Below are 15307 nucleotides of genomic sequence, written 5' to 3' on the forward strand. Positions count from 1 at the left end.
GACTCAATGAAAGTCATAGCAGGTAGACTTTTGTGATATTTCCTACACTGACTGCAAGCAGTACAGTGTAGGCTTCTCAATAACTCCCAGTATCCCGTGGGACATTAACAGAGCTTTAAGAACGCGATGCCCCAGCGCTCTATTTTTTATATTTATCGCTGTCAGTTTATTAACAATTAATGCCCAATACTTCTACTTCTCTAAAAGACACTACATGTAGCTTGCTTCTCCGTAGGAGTACGCTCAGTACAAGTGACCAATGACTAATGACCAACAACCAATACTAAACCCTCATAAGCTAGTAATGCTTCCGGAAAGGCAGATTTCACATCGGTTTGAACTTGGTCAAGAAAATCATCATGGTCATCTGGGTGGTGGTGAGAAATTACTAACTGTCGCACACCAGCACTAAGAGCTACATTCACTGCAACTTGCCAAAGGGAATCAGCACAATCATGGTTGTGAGATGTTGGAGGAGTATAGGTGGCATTGGCAATCAACAAGTCAACACCTTGAACGAACTGTAAAATCCGCTCTCGCTCTGCTTGCTCTGCATTTTGGTGCAAATCTGTGACGTAGGCAACACTATATTCCTGCCAAGTGACTCGGTAGCCTGCTGACCGCTGAGTTTGATTGATTAATGCAGTTGTAATAATTACATTATCTAGCTTCAGGTCACTGTCTGGAGTGAGATTGTAAAACTGTAATTCCGACTGCATTACCTGTAAAGGATAAGGAAAATGTGGCTGGAGCATCTGATCATACAGACATTGTTTGATTGAGGCTCCATTTGAGGCAGCTGTGCCGTAAATATGAAAGCAATTTTCGGCAATAAATGCGGGGGCAAAAAAGGGAAACCCTTGGATGCGGTTAGATTGAGAATTGGTAAAAAATAAATGGGCTTCTAGTGACTTTTGCAGCTCTTGCCAAGTTTTACCCAGTATACGTAAGCCAGTACCGCCATCAAAAATCAAGCGTTTCCCGGCTACATGCATTTCTACACAAGCGGTATTACCGCCATAACGGCTGGTGTTATTGCTGGGAGTGGGAATCAAACCCCTTACACCCCAGAATTGCACTCTTAACTGACCTGCTGGACTACTAGGCAGGTTTGTTGACTTTTCAGGTATATAGCTCTGGGAACCCGACAACTCAAAGTTTGACATTTTCTTTGAAATTAGACCTTACTGAGCAGGTCATCGTAGCGCCGCATTTCTAACAGCCTATTTTTTTCATCCACAATGACTACCGTAGGAGAGTAACTTTTTAACTCTTCTGGAGTGAACTGCCCGTAAGTCATTATAATCAAGCGATCGCCAATAATGCCTAGACGTGCCGCAGCCCCATTTAGCTCAATGATTCCTGAATGGGCTGGAGCCGGGATTGCATAAGTAATAAAGCGCTGGCCATTGGCATTATTCACTACTTGCACTTGCTCATAGGGTAAGATGCCAGCTTTTTCCAGTAAGACTCTATCGATACTGATACTACCCACATAGTTGATATTCGCCCCAGTAAGGGTACAGTTGTGAATTTTTGCCAAAAGGAGAGTACGCTGCATTTTGGTTTGGGGTTAGTGGCAGTTTTTAAAGCCGTAACAAGCGAAAGTTATCAAAGATGAAAAGTCAGGAGTTAGGATTAACCTCATCCCACCTCTAAAAAAGATGGGATTTCACCTTAATTGCTGACTGATGACTGTTAACAATCAACAGTCACCAGTTCAAAAAGCAACTCTTAACTTATAACTCTTCTATTATGCTTTATAAGCTTTGACGGATTTTTCTACTAAGGCTGCAACCTTATATGCATCTTGCCAACCGAGAATTTCAGTCACCTTTTTTTCCAAATTTTTATAACTACGGAAAAATTCAGCAATTTCATCCAAACGGTGTGGTGCTACATCATTAAGAGATTTGACTTGAGCGTAGCGCGGATCTTTGTCTGGAACACAAAGAATTTTTTCATCGCGATCGCCTCCGTCAATCATTTCCAAAAAGCCGATTGGGCGTGCAGCAATAATACAGCCTGGAAAGGTTGGCTCATCAATTATCACCATCCCATCTAGGGGATCGCCATCATCAGCCAGAGTATTGGGTACAAAGCCGTAGTCATAAGGATATTTTACCGACGAATAAAGTACTCGGTCTAGAGCAAATGCTTCTAGTTCCTTGTCATATTCATATTTATTTTTACTTCCACCAGTAATTTCAACTAAAACATTGATCAAACCTGGTTTTGGTTGGGCAGGAATACGAGATAAGTCCACAAAAAACTCCTCTGCTAACAGTGAATCACGGGGGCACTCAGCTTCGCTCCCCGTGTAGAATTTTAGGGCAATATGGATCTCTTCCCAAGAGGTTGGCAGTGTTGATTGATGACTGATGATTGTTGAGCGCAGCCAAAGACGTTTGAGTTGCTGCGGTTAGCAGTTAAGAATTATTCTTCCTCATCTTCCAGTCGGTGAGCGAACGCGAGTGCGTCTGGTAGAGAAGTCCAACCACATCCCTCTCCCCTTGAATTAGCCAAACAATGGAAAAAGCGTTGCCAGGAACGCAACGCTTTTTCCAACAGGGTAGTATAGATCTGCGTTCTAGAACGCTTAGACAAAGCTAGCCAAAGTTAAACAGTATTTGACATTCGCTTGCATTGGTTGATGCTGCATCCTGTTTGTCAATTTTGACTTTCTCGTAGGTTTTGGATTGGGGGTTGCTGGTTATTTTGAACGTTACTCGAAGAATAGTGAGCGATGACAAATACGGGTAAGGTAAGAGTCAACAGAGCGATCGCAGTTCCCACAACGTCTGCCAAGCGGTGTGAGTATGTGTCGGCAGAATTGGCAGATGGGCTATTTGAATTCATACAATATTGAAGTTATTCGGATCACTGTATAGGTCTACTCTCAAAAGAGAGTTTTGATGTTATTTTAGCTAGTTTTAAACTGTAAGATTTCTGGTATTCAAATATCTAAACCAGTTTGATAACTGTCATAGTAACGTTTTTATACATCAAATTCTTAATCCAGAGTTAAAACCAAATATCTTATGTTGATTTTGGTAATTAATCTTTTCAACTTTTTACTTATATCGTCTAATTAATTACATATACACAGTTTTTATTACCAATATTATAGATGATATTTTTTTGTTGCTCAAAGATTAATTAATAAAATGTATTTATTAGATACTTCGTAATTATAACACTATCGAACGCTTTTGATACTATCATATTGATGCAAATGACAATTTGTAATGTAGAATACAAAACAGCCAAAATAGTGATAGATTTTAGTGGTTTTCGCTTATTATCTAGTAGTTACACATAAAAATATTTGACAATAGAGAAAAACGGTAACAAATTATTTTTCTTATTACTTATAAATTACCGAATAAATACAGACATATCATCTGTCTTACTCAAAATAGATTCAGTAATATTACTAAATTAATATTTCCTAATTTAAATTCTTAAATATATCTAAGGTGATAGAAAATTTGTCAATCTATATATAGATAGAAATAAAAAAAGCTCTGAAAGTTAGCGTGGAGAGTAAACTTTCAAAGCTTTTGGCTTAAGAAGATGTTTGTTAAATTTAATAATTTATCTATGCAGCGATTAACATCAAAAGCGTTACTCTCAGTATGATTGACCTCTTACGACGCCCTGAGTTGGCGATTTCGCACACGTTCGGGACTACCAGTGGGAATTGCAGCAATTAATTTTTGGGTATATTCCTCTTTGGGTTCCTGGTAGATGCTTTCGGCTGTACCTTCTTCGACTATTTGTCCGCGATTCATGACTAAAATGCGATCGCTCATAAATTTGACTACACTTAAATCGTGAGAAATAAAAATATAAGTCAGTTGAAAGTCTTGTTGCAATTCTTTGAGGAGATTTAATACTTGCGCTTGTACCGACACATCCAGGGCTGAAACTGATTCATCGCAAATAATAAACTTAGGATTTAATGCCAAAGAACGCGCTATACAAATCCGCTGGCGTTGACCGCCAGAAAATTGATGTGGATAGCGGTTCATTGCATCTGCGTTCAAACCTACTCGTTCTAAAAGTTCGGCTACGCGTTCGCGTCGTTGTTGTTTTGTCTTACCAACGGAGTGAATTAACAACGGTTCCATCACCGCCTCTCCAACCTTCATCCGTGGGTCAAGGGAACTAAAAGGATTTTGGAAGACTATTTGCATTTCCCGGCGCAGTTTTTGCAACGGTTCTCCTTTGAGGCTAGTAATATCTTGTTTTTCAAAGATAATCTGACCACTCATCGGTTCAATTAATCGCAGCAACGTTCTGCCAAGGGTAGTTTTGCCACAACCAGATTCTCCCACTAATCCCACTGTTTCTCCTGGTTTGACATCAAAGGAAACACCGTTAACTGCCATAGTGTAGCGTTTTGTACCACCAAATACCCCCCGGACTGGAAAACCAACTTTTAAGTTGCGAATTTCCAGCAGGGGTTGCTTCTGGTGCAAGTTTGCTAATCTCGTAGCAATCTCTTGACTAGTAACTTGTGCAGGTTGTACGGGTTCTTTCGCCTGAATTACTACTTGTCCGGTTACTGTTTCTTCTGCACTCATGTAATCGGAAACGGTGAGTAATTTTTGGGGATGGCTCTCAAGTGTGGGACGACAGGCTATCAAACCTTTAGTATATGGATGTTGGGGATTGCTAAAAATTTGCTGACAAACACCAGATTCGACAACTTTGCCTTTATACATCACCGCTACTTGGTCAGAAATTTCAGAAATTAGCCCTAAGTCGTGGGTGATGAAAATCATTGCCATTTCACGGCTTTGCTGCAATTCTCGCAACAACTCCAAGATAGTTGCTTGCACCGTTACATCTAAAGCTGTAGTTGGTTCATCGGCAATTAATATTAATGGATTACAGGAAATTGCCATTGCAATCATTACCCGTTGCAACTGACCCCCAGAAAGTTGATGCGGGTAGCGTTCCAGCATCGCTTCTTTGTGTTCCCTCACCAACTGTGCCAAGTTAGATGTATTTGGTTTAGATGAATTGTTGTTGGTTTGATGCCAATCGGTATACTGTTGCTGGATCTCTTCATCGCTAGGTAAAAGTTTAACCTCTTGCAAACCTGCGATCGCAATTTGTTTTGCTTGGGCGGCGGAGACATTTTGATGCCGCATAATTGCTTCTGTGAGCTGAAACCCGATGTTATAAACTGGATTGAGCGAACTCATCGGTTCTTGAAAAATCATGGCAATGTCGCCACCACGGTGTAGCTGCATTTCCTGAGGAAGCAATTTTACCAAATCGATGGGGTTGGCGTTCTCTTGAGGACGAAACCAGATTTCACCATTACTAATTATACCGGGAGTTTGCAACAAACCCATCACAGCTAGGGCTGTGACTGATTTTCCGCTTCCCGACTCTCCTACTATTCCTAGAGTCTCACCTCGACGCAATTCAAAGGAAATACCATCCAAAGCTTTGACGATATTGCCATCACCGGGAAATTCAACTTGTAGATTGCGAACCTCTAGGACACTTTCTCTCATAGGAGTTGGGTATGAATCTTAACTGAAAATTATTTGGATTTTAACAAGAGTTTTGATGTATGTGTCGATAAATTTGATTTTTACACTCCTTGACGGTTTTTCACTGCTTAGACCTCAACCACAATTTTTAATGTTTTGAGAACTAGTTGCCTCATCCATCAAGATAATTTTTGGCTGATTGAGTTGCATTAGCTTTCCTCACAGCTATTTGTGCTGCCAAATCTGCTATTGTAATTTGAAACAATTCTGTTGTCTCGATTGCTACCGCTAAAAAAGATTTTGGATTATCAGGTGCTGTACCAAACAATGCTTCAAGAGCGTCCACATTGAACAGATAGCGGTGATGTCTCTTAACTTCCCGCTTTGAGCAATTGCCTACAGGTTACTCATCCTTGACTTCGGTCGCAAACAATGATTAAAGCTCAGATTTAATTCTTTTGAGGCGATACAAGACTTCCATATTGAGACAAGGTATTTTCTATAACCATTGCTGCGTATGAACTCAAAGATTCGAGAACAAGCAGAAGAAATATTCAATAAAATTCCGGATATTTTTCTCCTTTATTTGTTGCAAGTAGCAGCGAAAAGAAGCCTGAAAAGTTTGCAAAAAGACACTGTTAATGCTGTCTCTGTCCAACAAAAGCTTCTAAAAAATATTCTCAAACTTCAAAAGGATACAAAATACGCTCAGAAGTATAACTTTGCGGCTATAGATTCGGTTGCAGAATTTCAAAGGATACATCCTCTTACGACTTATGAAAATTACCGCGAAGTTATCGAAGATATTGCTAAGAGTGGAAATTTCTCTCAACTGGTAGCAGAGCCAATTATTCTTTTTCAAGAAACGTCGGGGACAACGGGCAAATCTAAACTTATACCCAGAACAAAACGCTTACTATCAACTTCACAAAAATCTTTTCAGGCTGTAAACGCGATCGCACGCTCTTACTATCTCAATGGTAAAGCATACGCACAAAACAGTCGTGGTTTGGCTTTGGCTAGTACACAACCACTTAAATCTACACCTAGCGGTATTCCTAGAGGTTCAGGATCTAGCGGAGGGATTAGACAATCTAAGTCATTTCAAAAAATAGTCAGTCTCAATTTTTCTAGCCCTACTAGCATATTCTTGATTCCCGATTATAGGAGCGCTTATTATTGCCATATGCTTTTTGCTCTCTTAGAGCCAAAGCTTACTTATATTACGGCAAATTTTGCCTCTAATGTTTTGGATGCTCTACAAATATTAGAACGAGAGTGGCCACAAATGGTAAATGATATTTACCACGGTCAAATTAACTCCAACTTGGATCTGGATACAGCTACAAGAAATGAGCTACAAAATAGGCTCAAACCCAATCCAGAAAAAAGTAACACACTCCGAACAGAATTTGAAAAAGGATTTGAGGGTATTATACCCAGAATATGGCCGCAGTTGTCTAGCATACAATGTATCATAACTGGATCGCTGCAACTCTATAAAGAAAGTTTGAAATTTTATGCAGGTGAAATACCAATTTACTCACATGGTTATGGTGCTTCTGAAGCTTGGATCGGGTGTAACCTAGAGCCACAAAAAGATTCTCCAGCTTACGTAATTACTCCTCATTCGGCGTTTTTTGAGTTTATACCTATTTCCCAAATTGATGCAGAAAAACCCACTACAGTTGACTTGACTTCTCTAGATGTGGGTGAAAGTTATGAAATAGTTGTGACGACAGTAGCTGGACTTTACAGGTACAGGATGGGAGATATCGTTAAATGTGTGGGCTATTATAACCAAAGTCCCATGATTGAATTTTTGTATCGCCAAGGTTCTTTGCTAATTATTAGAGGAGTGAGAATTTCTGAAAGTGAAATTTTTGCTGCCATTACTGAAGCTAGCGAAATTTTGGGAGAAGACTGCAAAATAATAGACTATACAACCAGCATTGATATTTCATCATTTCCGGTGAAGTACAATATTTACCTAGAGGTTTCAAAAATATTTACAACTCTTCCTGATTTAACATCATTTCGAGATAAATTTGAACAGGTTATTTATGATTTAAATGTGCTTTATCTGAATACGAGGAAAGCGAATATTATTGGCGCACCTGAAATTAAACTTCTTAAAAGAGACAGTTTCAAAATGCTTAAAAACCAAATTATTTCTCAAGGTACTTCAGAGGCACAGTTCAAAATGCCACGGTTGCTAAAAAATGTAGAGCAGGTCAACTTTATAGAAAGCAAATCTCTTAATTAACAATCAATAACAATGCGTCGCTAGGGTGATAGTGCTCATAACAACCCAGATATGTATGGAGAATCGGTGAGTAAGAGTAGGTAAATGTCTCACAACAAAATGCAAAGCGTCAACGCAAACAAAAAATAGCACATCCTAAAGGATGGCTACTTGTAGAAATTGTCTAATCGCAATCCTTTTTGCTAATCATAACTTAGCAAATTGAATATACGCTCAATTACTAACTTTAGAAGGGAATATCATCTGGATCTGGTTCTTCCTCTTTCACTGCTGGATAAGTGGTTCGCTCGTAATTTGTGGGTTGGGGGATGGGTTCATAATTTGTTGCTGGGGGAGTAACGCCAACAGGACTTTTAGTTGGGGTAGGTGCTGGACGTTGTGACTCGTAAGTGGAAAAATTTGTCTCTGGCTGATGAGATGCAGATGGTTGTCGTGGGGAAGTTTCGGTAAATGATGGAGTTACGGTTGACGAGAATGATGTAGTATTAAAACTACTTCCAACAGATTGAATTTGTTGTACTGTTAATTCAGCGCGTTTTTCTTTAAAACCTTCTTGACGGTCAACAGTATTCATACTTAAACGTCCTACCAGGATAACGCGATCGCCTTGATGGTAGTTTTGCTGAATTTCTGTTGCTAAATTCCCCCAACCAACAACTTTCAGGGTGGCTGGCGGATCTTCTGGTTTCTGGGAATTGGGAAACTGCACCAACATTTCCGTGACTCCGAGATTATCTGCTGTGTAGCGCAGTTGCGGTTCGTTAATAATTTCCGCCATTAAAACGCAGCTGTTCATTAAAATTTCTCCTGAGTGCAAAAAGTGCTGATTGAAAAAGAGGGGGTTTTCTTTATAGTGCCAATTAATATCTAGATATGTTTGAAGAATAATTCAGAATTACTTTTGGTGAGAAACTGGAACCGACTACCTAGAAGCACCACAAAATTTAAAATTTACTATCATGTTTCACCATTTATTCATCCACCAAGAGTTACAAATTCAATTAAAGAATTCTAACTTTTAAATTCTGAATTCTTGCACTCCTAGCTTTTAGTCATTTTTAGCATAAAAGCCAAGCGATCGCTTTGAACAGCATTAAATATACTGCTCGCCACTCCCGCCTGACTAAGATGAGCATTGAATTCTGCATTTGAGTAGTATAATTGTACCAGATTGCCAGACAGATTGAAAATTCGAGAAGAAAAATTAAGTTTTCACATGAACTGGAAAAATACCCAAGGCTATCAACCTGGCTGGGAGGTCGCGCAAAACTGGTAAGCGCAAAAACGCAGGTGGTACGAAGGTACGATTTGAGGTGAGAACTGGGGCAAATATCCGCTTTTGGATAAAAGTTTGAAATGCTTGAATAATCCGTGTGGGTAACTCCCGTTGACGCTGTACTTTTGCGAGGTCACTCAGTTGTACTTGTCGGTTTTTGAGTGGTTTGCTGAGTACATTCGCCGCCACTACGGCATCTTGAATTGCATAATTAATCCCAACTCCGCCAACTGGAGACATGACATGGGCAGCATCGCCGATGAGTAGCAATCCTGGATGATACCAGTGTTTGACGCGACTGGATTCAACTGAGAGAAAGGCTACTTGCGACCAGTCATGTAAATTTGCGATCGGCTGCTGGAATTCTGGTACTACTTTGACAATGGATTTTTTTAATTCCTCTAAACCCTCAGCCCGTAGTTTTTGATAGCCTCCTTTGGGAATCACATAAGCAACTTGCCACTGATCGCCACGGTCAAGCATCGCGATGATGTGACCTTGACCAAAGCGCCCCATTCCCCCCTCAGGGTCTTCTGGCTGACGGGGTAGGCGCAACCAGAGAACATCCATTGGTGGCGAGGTTTCAATGGACTCAAACTCACCCAAGTGTCGTAAACGCGAGTTACGACCGTCTGCACCAACTGTGAGGATTGCCCGAACTTCATGCCAGCCACCGCCTCCTCGGTAGCGGACACCTTGAATCACGCCATTTTCAGTAATTAATTCCTGGACATTCGCACCCATCACCAAATGGAAGCTAGGATATTTTTGGGCTTCTTCGGTGATAAACTTCAAGAATTTCACCTGGGGAAGCATCGTAATGTATGGATAACGGGTTTTTAGATGACTAAAATCAGCGAATGTGACAGTTTCTTGAGGAGTTTGAATACTCAGGCGACGCATTTTGGTATGCGCGAGTTCTAGCAAAGCTGCACTTAATCCCAATTCTTCCATAATTTGCATTACCGATGGATGAATTGTATCGCCACGAAAATCGCGATCAAAGTCTTTGTGTGCTTCCAATAGCATTACAGAAATGCCTTGACGCGCTAACATCAGCGCTAAAACTGCTCCTGCTGGGCCTCCACCTACAATGCAACAATCTGTAGTTTGTACGTCTACAATGTCATGAGCAGCGTTAACGTTTGGGTTTGGGTTTTGAGAAGAATTATTGGGTACATGGGTAGTCATCACAACACCTCCTAACAGCCCTAAATTTAGGGTAGTTTGCTTTTTATCGTCCGGACTATTTTTTTAACTTTTCGTATTTCGCTTTTCGTATTTAGACAGAACATGTATTATGGGCGCTAAAGTGTGATTAGTCATTTGTCCTTTGCCCAATGCCCAATTCCTAATCAAATAATTAGTTGTGTCTCAAGTTGTTTTAGAAAACGTTTATAAAAGTTTTTCCCCACGTCAAGGGGAAACTGTGACCTCACAAACCCAATCTCCCCTAACGCTTGCAGAGAAAACTGATACACCACAAGAGCGTGCGGGAAGTGTCAATGTTTTGCGGCGGATTAACCTAACAATTTCAGATGGCGAATTTATGGTGCTGGTAGGCCCTTCTGGTTGTGGCAAAAGCACCTTGCTGCGGTTAATCGCCGGGTTAGAGGTGATGACTGGAGGTAATATCTGGGTAGGCGATCGCTTGATAAATGATTTACCACCCAAAGAACGCGACATCGCAATGGTATTCCAAAATTACGCTCTCTATCCCCACATGAGTGTGTATGACAACATTGCCTTTGGGTTACGCCGCAGGGGAAGCAGGGGAGCAGAGGAGCAGAGGAGTAGAGGAGAAAATACTTCCTGGTCTCCTTATTTTCGGGCGTGGGCAGAAAATTCCCTTGTAGGAGTAACAAGAAAGTTACCTAAAGGACTGCGCTACATTTCTGACAAAGAACGGGCTATAGATCAACAGGTGCGTAGTGTTGCTCACTTGTTACAAATTGAAACATTGCTGAAACGCTTACCGAAGCAGCTATCTGGGGGACAAAGACAACGAGTTGCATTAGGAAGGGCGATCGCTCGCAATCCGCAAGTATTCTTAATGGATGAGCCACTTTCTAACTTAGATGCCAAACTGCGGGCGGAAACTCGCGCTCAAATTGTGAAATTGCAGCGCCAATTGGGGACAACCACGATTTACGTTACCCACGACCAAACTGAAGCGATGACAATGGGCGATCGCATTGCAATTATGTCTGAGGGTAAAATTCAGCAAGTTGCTTCTCCTTTAGAACTTTACAATCATCCTGCCAACCTTTTTGTTGCAGAGTTCATTGGTTCGCCACCGATGAATTTTATTCCCATAGAATTTCATGCTCCGCAGTTGATTACTCATTCCCAGTTTCGTTTTACACTTCCAGAGATTTGGGCAAAAGCTTTACAAAAATATGATGGGAAAACTTTAATTTTAGGCATTCGCCCAGAACACTTAAATTTGAGTTTACCTGCTACTAAAAATTTACCCGTGCAAGTAGATTTAGTAGAGAATTTAGGTAACGATTCCTTCCTCTCAGTTAAGATTGCTGAGCCTGATTCTCAACCTAAATCTATCAGTAATTATTTACAAGTGCGAATACCACCAGAGCGATTTGTCCAAGTTGGGGAACAACTTTGGTTGTCCTTCAATATAGAAAAAATTCACTTTTTTGACCCAGAAACAGAGTTGGCGATATTTCCTTAAAATTAATCTTGAAAATTATCAAAAGATTGATGCGAACTTGACAGAGAAGTTTGCTAGCTATCGCACAAGAAATAAAGGAGGTAACTTTAAAGCTTTCGGAGCAATAATTTGAATAKCTGAATGGAAAACTGGGAACTAGCTAGAGACAATCAAACCCTCAATAGCGTCTTACCATTGGAGTAGTAAAATATGTTAAAAGATATTATTGCAGTGGAACCAAGAGAGAATTATCAACTGTATGTCCGTTTTGAAGACGAAGTGGAAGGAATAGTTGATACAAGTAAGCTAATTAAATTTACAGGTGTTTTTGCACCTTTGCAAGATAAAAAATACTTTGCTCAGGTTGAACTCAACCACGAAGTAGGCACAATTCAATGGCGATCGGGAGCCGACCTCGATCCAGATGTACTTTATGCAGTGATTAGCGATCAGCCTATTCTTAACTATAAGTTAAGTCGTAGTGCCTGACAGCAAAAAATTTTTAGTAATAGCGCTGCGCCAGTATCAAAGATGATCGCACCTTCAATATATTGCTATTCAATTTAACAAAGCTTTCGCCGTCCCTTCTGGCAAGCATTACAGCCAGAAGTTTTCGGTTCAAAATCAATACAACCAATTGCTTGTTCTGTACAAGCTTTTTTGGGATTTACAGTACATTTGAGACGGTAATCATTGGTGAAATAATCACAACCAGAGCAAGGAATTTGATGCAGCTTTTTTAAATGAATTATTCCTTTTTTTAAGGTTAAGCAAACACTTGAAATAAATAAAATCATGATTGTCCAAGTGCAAAACGCACACAAAATCATACCTAACATTAGTTATCCTCATAAAATTTCAAAAAAATGCCCGCAGTCTATTGCCTTGCACCGCAGGCATAGGAGTTTATTTAGCTAGCGTTGAACGAATTTAGGATTCTGGAGCGGAGCCAAAGACGCTCGGCCAAAGCGTCAGAATTCGGAATGATTCGCTCAAAGGACTGTATAGCAAGGAGCTAAAAACATTACTCTTCCTGACATTCACGCTTGTTATTATGTCCTAACCCATATGACTAGGACTATACAATCCAAAATCCAAAATCTAATTAACGGGATGTGCAACTTATTTTTAGAACCCCTCTCCAAACCTCTCCCCCACTCCTGAGAGGCTTTGATTCTTGCTCGCCTTCCCTTGTAGGGAAGAAGTTGGGGTTAGGTTTGAGAGAAACTTACACACGGCGTTAATTAATAATTAACTTGATGCGATGAACGCCAAGAATGCCAAACGTAACCTAAGAAGGCCAATACACCAAGAAAAAACTGGATATTAGCCAATCCTAGACGTTCTGTTCCGTAAAATTCTGTTGGAAAAACTATCGTGTTATATCCCACAAACACGGCAGAAATCCAAGCCATCAAAGCCAAACCAAGCAAGCTGTAAGAAAGAATTTCTTCACCATTTTGTATTGGTAAAATTCTTCTCACCCACGCAAAAGGCTGGACAAGAATATGCCACGCGCCACCAGCAATTAAGATTAAACCAACCCAAATGTGACCACCAATCACATCTTCTAAGTTGTCAACACTTGCCATACCTAATGGAGTCCAGCTACCATGTTTAAAACCAACTAAGTAACCAAAAATTGTCGCTGGATTTAAATTAGGATTGCTAATTAAGCGAACATTTTCCACATTTGTATCATAAATTCCGCCAAAAACTATTGCCTTTAACACTAACAAAAATGCCCCTAAACCCAGAATAATCAAGTGATGACCTAAAATTATACCTAATTGTTTGGGGTCATTCCATTCATAGTGAAATTTTGCTCCTTGTCCACCAGCATTATATAAGATTGCTGAACCGCGAAAAACATGAAAAAGTCCACCCGCACCCAATACAGCAGATGCAACTAAATGCAAAATGCCAATCACAAAATAGGGATAGGTATTGACTACTTCACCCCCAGCACCTACACCCCAGCCTAAAGTAGCTAAATGGGGTAATAAAATTAGTCCTTGTTCATACATTGGTACGCTAGGAACAAAATGTGTAATTTCGGATATTGTGATTGCTCCTGCCCAAAACATAATCAAGCCTGCGTGAGCAATGTGAGCGCCTAATAATTGACCAGACAAATCAATTAAACGAGCATTACCTACTAACCAAGATAAATTTGTATCTTCTGCTAAGGTTCTATCAGTTGAAACTGTCATAGTTAAATACCTTAATAAGCATTTTGAATTTCGGATTTTAGATTATGACAATCCAAAATCCAAAATTGTTTTATGATTCGCTACCGATGGCATTTAAGGCCTTTTCAATTCGGCTAAAGTCAACGCCAATTGCTCGTAAGGCGTGCCACAGATGACCTTGCAGGAAGAAGAAAGCTAAGAAGAAATGAGCATTTGCTAACCATGCTCTGGAAGTATAACCACCATTAGGTAACTTAATCGTGTCAGCAAAATAAGGGCTAACTCCGAGTTTTACTTCCAAAGGAGCGCCATAAAATTCTACGGGATAAGCTAGGGTATTCACTGCACAAAAGTAAGCTGCAACAAATCCTGCTAAGGCAATACCACCCAAAGAATAAGAAAGAATCGCTTCACCCGAGAAAATTAGAAGCTTTTTCGCCCAAGGTAAAGGTTCTATTAAGATATGCCAAATACCACCGCTAATGAGTAATAAGCCTACATAGATATGACCACCGACTAAATCTTCTAAGTTGTTAACACTGGCAAAGTGGGTCTGATAGCCATAAATGACTAATGGGTTGAGGGTGGGGTCAGTAACAACTCGGACATCATGAATTGTGGAATCGTATATTCCTCCCCAAAACATGGCTTTTCCTACCAAGAGTAAGGCACCTACTCCCAAGAAAATCAGGTGATGTCCTAAGATAAAGCCCAATTTTTTCGGGTCGTCCCATTCAAAGTGAAATTTACGAGCGCGACCAGTGGCGTCTTTTAAGTTTTTTGGAGCTTTGAAGGTGTGGAAAAGTGCCCCTGCACCAAGTACAGCAGACGAAATTAAGTGCAAAGCGCCGATAACAAAATAGGGATAAGTATTGATTACCTGACCGCCTTCTCCTACACCAAAACCCAAGGTAGCTAGGTGGGGTAGCAAAATTAATCCCTGTTCCCCCATCGGTACATTGGGGTTGTAACGAGAGATTTCAAACCATGTAAACGCCCCAGCCCAGAGTGTTGTCAGTGCCGCTTGTGCCACATGAGCGCCGATAAATAAGCCAGAGAGGTTGGCGAAGCGGGCGTTACCAGCCCACCAATCATATTTGATATTAGGATTGTCGTATGTCTGCATTGTTCAGTCAGTTAGTAATTGTTGCTAATAATACTCAATTAATCGATTCTTATTTCAGCAGTTAAATGTCTCGTTAATACAGCAAATCGGTTGCTATCCGCTCAGATATGAAGCCTTTTATCTTGTGTATAGAGCTTTTTACAATTTGTTGCAGGCGCTAGTATTGTTGTCAGACATCCCTACTAATTGCCAATAATTGAGATTACAAACTTAGTTTATTGAAAACATTTTCTATTAGTCAATGGTCTTTACAAAACTTAATT

Annotated in this window: 14 protein-coding genes; 3 read left to right on the forward strand and 11 right to left on the reverse strand. The window is 40.3% G+C overall.

The window, feature by feature from the left end; all coding sequences use genetic code 11:
• Window positions 1-263: 263 nt before the first annotated feature.
• The 6 genes from FCR06_RS21035 to FCR06_RS32825 form a co-directional block, all read right to left on the reverse strand.
• On the reverse strand, window positions 264-1166 hold the full coding sequence (locus FCR06_RS21035) for an MBL fold metallo-hydrolase (protein WP_138503185.1): 903 nt from the start codon (window positions 1164-1166) through the stop codon (window positions 264-266).
• 11 nt (window positions 1167-1177) lie between these two features.
• Window positions 1178-1561 carry an aspartate 1-decarboxylase gene (gene panD, locus FCR06_RS21040; protein ID WP_138503187.1) on the reverse strand — a complete coding sequence of 128 codons (384 nt, stop codon included), beginning with the start codon at window positions 1559-1561 and terminating at the stop codon, window positions 1178-1180.
• A 192-nt stretch (window positions 1562-1753) separates the two neighbouring features.
• Window positions 1754-2266: an inorganic diphosphatase gene (locus tag FCR06_RS21045; RefSeq protein ID WP_138503189.1), complete on the reverse strand. Its 513-nt coding sequence runs from the start codon at window positions 2264-2266 to the stop codon at window positions 1754-1756.
• Window positions 2267-2670: 404 nt separating this feature from the next.
• Window positions 2671-2859: a hypothetical protein gene (locus tag FCR06_RS21050; protein WP_138503191.1), complete on the reverse strand. Its 189-nt coding sequence runs from the start codon at window positions 2857-2859 to the stop codon at window positions 2671-2673.
• A gap of 791 nt (window positions 2860-3650) precedes the next feature.
• Window positions 3651-5534, reverse strand: coding sequence for an ABC transporter ATP-binding protein (locus FCR06_RS21055; protein ID WP_138503193.1), 1884 nt, complete (start codon window positions 5532-5534; stop codon window positions 3651-3653).
• 151 nt (window positions 5535-5685) lie between these two features.
• Window positions 5686-5859: a hypothetical protein gene (locus tag FCR06_RS32825; protein ID WP_189523507.1), complete on the reverse strand. Its 174-nt coding sequence runs from the start codon at window positions 5857-5859 to the stop codon at window positions 5686-5688.
• Window positions 5860-6030: 171 nt separating this feature from the next.
• On the opposite strand from FCR06_RS32825, the gene FCR06_RS21060 reads away from it, so the two are divergent.
• Window positions 6031-7779: a GH3 auxin-responsive promoter family protein gene (locus FCR06_RS21060; protein ID WP_138503195.1), complete on the forward strand. Its 1749-nt coding sequence runs from the start codon at window positions 6031-6033 to the stop codon at window positions 7777-7779.
• A 226-nt stretch (window positions 7780-8005) separates the two neighbouring features.
• Here FCR06_RS21060 and FCR06_RS21065 read toward each other — a convergent pair whose 3' ends face one another.
• Together FCR06_RS21065 and FCR06_RS21070 are read right to left on the reverse strand one after the other, a co-directional pair.
• Window positions 8006-8575: a single-stranded DNA-binding protein gene (locus FCR06_RS21065; protein ID WP_138503197.1), complete on the reverse strand. Its 570-nt coding sequence runs from the start codon at window positions 8573-8575 to the stop codon at window positions 8006-8008.
• A gap of 408 nt (window positions 8576-8983) precedes the next feature.
• Window positions 8984-10246 (reverse strand): FAD-dependent oxidoreductase, encoded by a 1263-nt coding sequence (locus tag FCR06_RS21070; RefSeq protein WP_138503199.1) that lies wholly within the window; start codon window positions 10244-10246, stop codon window positions 8984-8986.
• A gap of 178 nt (window positions 10247-10424) precedes the next feature.
• Here FCR06_RS21070 and FCR06_RS21075 point away from each other — a divergent pair, with 178 nt between their 5' ends.
• Both FCR06_RS21075 and FCR06_RS21080 read left to right on the forward strand, forming a co-directional pair.
• The gene (locus tag FCR06_RS21075) at window positions 10425-11747 is read left to right on the forward strand and encodes an ABC transporter ATP-binding protein (protein WP_138503202.1); all 1323 of its coding nucleotides are present in this window, start codon (window positions 10425-10427) and stop codon (window positions 11745-11747) included.
• 189 nt (window positions 11748-11936) lie between these two features.
• On the forward strand, window positions 11937-12215 hold the full coding sequence (locus tag FCR06_RS21080) for a DUF2442 domain-containing protein (RefSeq protein WP_138503204.1): 279 nt from the start codon (window positions 11937-11939) through the stop codon (window positions 12213-12215).
• Between the two features lie 74 nt (window positions 12216-12289).
• On the opposite strand, the gene FCR06_RS21085 is transcribed toward FCR06_RS21080, so the two are convergent.
• The 3 genes from FCR06_RS21085 to FCR06_RS21095 all read right to left on the reverse strand — a co-directional run bounded on the left by FCR06_RS21085 (window position 12290) and on the right by FCR06_RS21095 (window position 15044).
• A complete protein-coding gene (locus FCR06_RS21085; RefSeq protein ID WP_138503206.1) occupies window positions 12290-12565 on the reverse strand; it encodes a hypothetical protein in 276 nt (91 codons plus the stop codon).
• A gap of 405 nt (window positions 12566-12970) precedes the next feature.
• Window positions 12971-13939, reverse strand: coding sequence for a chlorophyll a/b binding light-harvesting protein (locus FCR06_RS21090; RefSeq protein ID WP_138503208.1), 969 nt, complete (start codon window positions 13937-13939; stop codon window positions 12971-12973).
• 70 nt (window positions 13940-14009) lie between these two features.
• Window positions 14010-15044 carry a chlorophyll a/b binding light-harvesting protein gene (locus FCR06_RS21095; RefSeq protein WP_138503210.1) on the reverse strand — a complete coding sequence of 345 codons (1035 nt, stop codon included), beginning with the start codon at window positions 15042-15044 and terminating at the stop codon, window positions 14010-14012.
• Between the last annotated feature and the right edge of the window lie 263 nt (window positions 15045-15307).

The sequence above is a fragment of the Nostoc sp. PA-18-2419 genome, assembly GCF_005869855.1.
Taxonomy (GTDB): Bacteria; Cyanobacteriota; Cyanobacteriia; order Cyanobacteriales; family Nostocaceae; genus Nostoc.